2 protein-coding genes and 1 pseudogene are annotated in these 1,316 nt (G+C 33.2%); all 3 read right to left on the bottom strand.

Annotated elements, in window-relative coordinates; genetic code table 11:
- Positions 1-21 precede the first annotated feature (21 nt).
- On the bottom strand, positions 22-708 hold the full coding sequence (locus G577_RS12545; RefSeq protein WP_081675772.1) for an ATPase: 687 nt from the start codon (positions 706-708) through the stop codon (positions 22-24).
- A 1-nt stretch (position 709) separates the two neighbouring features.
- Entirely contained in the window at positions 710-907 is a 198-nt protein-coding gene (locus tag G577_RS0110370; RefSeq protein WP_002320226.1) for a hypothetical protein, read from the bottom strand.
- Positions 908-1,116: 209 nt separating this feature from the next.
- A pseudogene (locus G577_RS11525) lies at positions 1,117-1,316 on the bottom strand (hypothetical protein); the annotation flags it as partial.

The following is a 1,316-nucleotide window of genomic DNA, read 5'->3' as shown; positions in this document are numbered from 1 at the left end:
GTTTGCCTTTAAAATGATTCATTACTCTGTCCTCTCTGTCTTTTTTCTCAATTTTACACTAAAATAGATTTTTGGGAAAACTTTGCAACAGAACCCAAATTTTTTTAAATCTTTTTGAACAATTTCTGAACAACTTAGGTTCTGGCTAATCCAGGGATAATCACTTAATTCTTTTTTTATTTCTATCCCTTTTTCTCTCTGATAAACACTCGTAAATTGCTTACTGTTATCAAATATTAAAACATTATCTGCGTAATAAGCTACTTTAGGTAAATTATCGTTAGATTGTTTATACCTCTTTTTGATTAACTCTGGCTCTACCCCATGCCCGCCTAATTCAACTCTTTCATTTACTCGCTTAATTGCCGTTTCAGCGCTATTTACTGCTACATATAGCAAAGTGACTTCATAGCCATTTTGATGTGCCTTATCAATTAAATTAAGCTGTGATTTTGCATGTCCTACTAAAGTTGTTTCAACATGTATACTTTTTCTTTTTTCAAGGGATTCATGTAATTGTTGAACTTCTAATCGAATGGCTTTAATATTATCACTATTTTTCCGCCAATCGCCACCCAATTGCTGTAAAATTTCGTCAGCATTTAGGCGCTTCGTATTAGTAAATAATTCAGGTCTCGCTCTATATAATGTGCTTTTCCCTGCGCCATTTATTCCTGCTACTATGATATATTTTCTTTGTTCATTCATATTAAATTACAAACTTTTTTTCGTTGATAATTTGTTCCTGGCGCTTATCTAAAACGTACGTGTGTAAGGCGTCAAAAAGCTTCCGCTTATCAGGATCAGGATTATGCAATGCTTGTTCCCAAATTGCTTGAATATCGACTGCCCAAGGGTCAGCCAATAATTGTTCAATTCGTTCAGATTCTTTTATCGCTTGTGCCATTTAAAAAACTCCTTTCATACTTTTGCTAACTCGCTTTGAATCTCATTTAATATTTTACGTTCTTACCTCTCTCTATATTTTATACTGGTGCTATTAAAAAGCCAATTAAGGCGTTTATTTTTGTGTTTCAGCCATTTTTATATATCAAACAGATAATTAGTCGTTTTAACTATAAAGTGGCTTATATGGCATTTTATGGCTTTTAACGGCTACTTATAATTTTCTGCGTTTCTAATTGATTCAGGTAGTCCACCTTTAAGTCCATTGATAAATGCTTCTTCACGGTCTTTTTTTGTTGGGTGTTCAGCACGATATTCCCGTTGTTGTCTGGCACTACCATAATTTTCAAACATATTTTTCATTGTGATATATAAGTAACTCAAGTTTCGCACACCAAATTCGGTAGATA

The sequence above is a fragment of the Tetragenococcus muriaticus DSM 15685 genome, from assembly GCF_000423785.1.
Taxonomy (GTDB): Bacteria; Bacillota; Bacilli; order Lactobacillales; family Enterococcaceae; genus Tetragenococcus; species Tetragenococcus muriaticus.
This window is presented reverse-complemented; position numbering and strand designations above follow the sequence as displayed.

What these genes read in the sequence shown, in the direction of transcription:
- G577_RS12545 (WP_081675772.1), bottom strand. Translation starts at nt 708, where the DNA reads ATGAATGAACAAAGAAAATATATCATAGTAGCAGGAATAAATGGCGCA.
- G577_RS0110370 (WP_002320226.1), bottom strand. Translation starts at nt 907, where the DNA reads ATGGCACAAGCGATAAAAGAATCTGAACGAATTGAACAATTATTGGCT.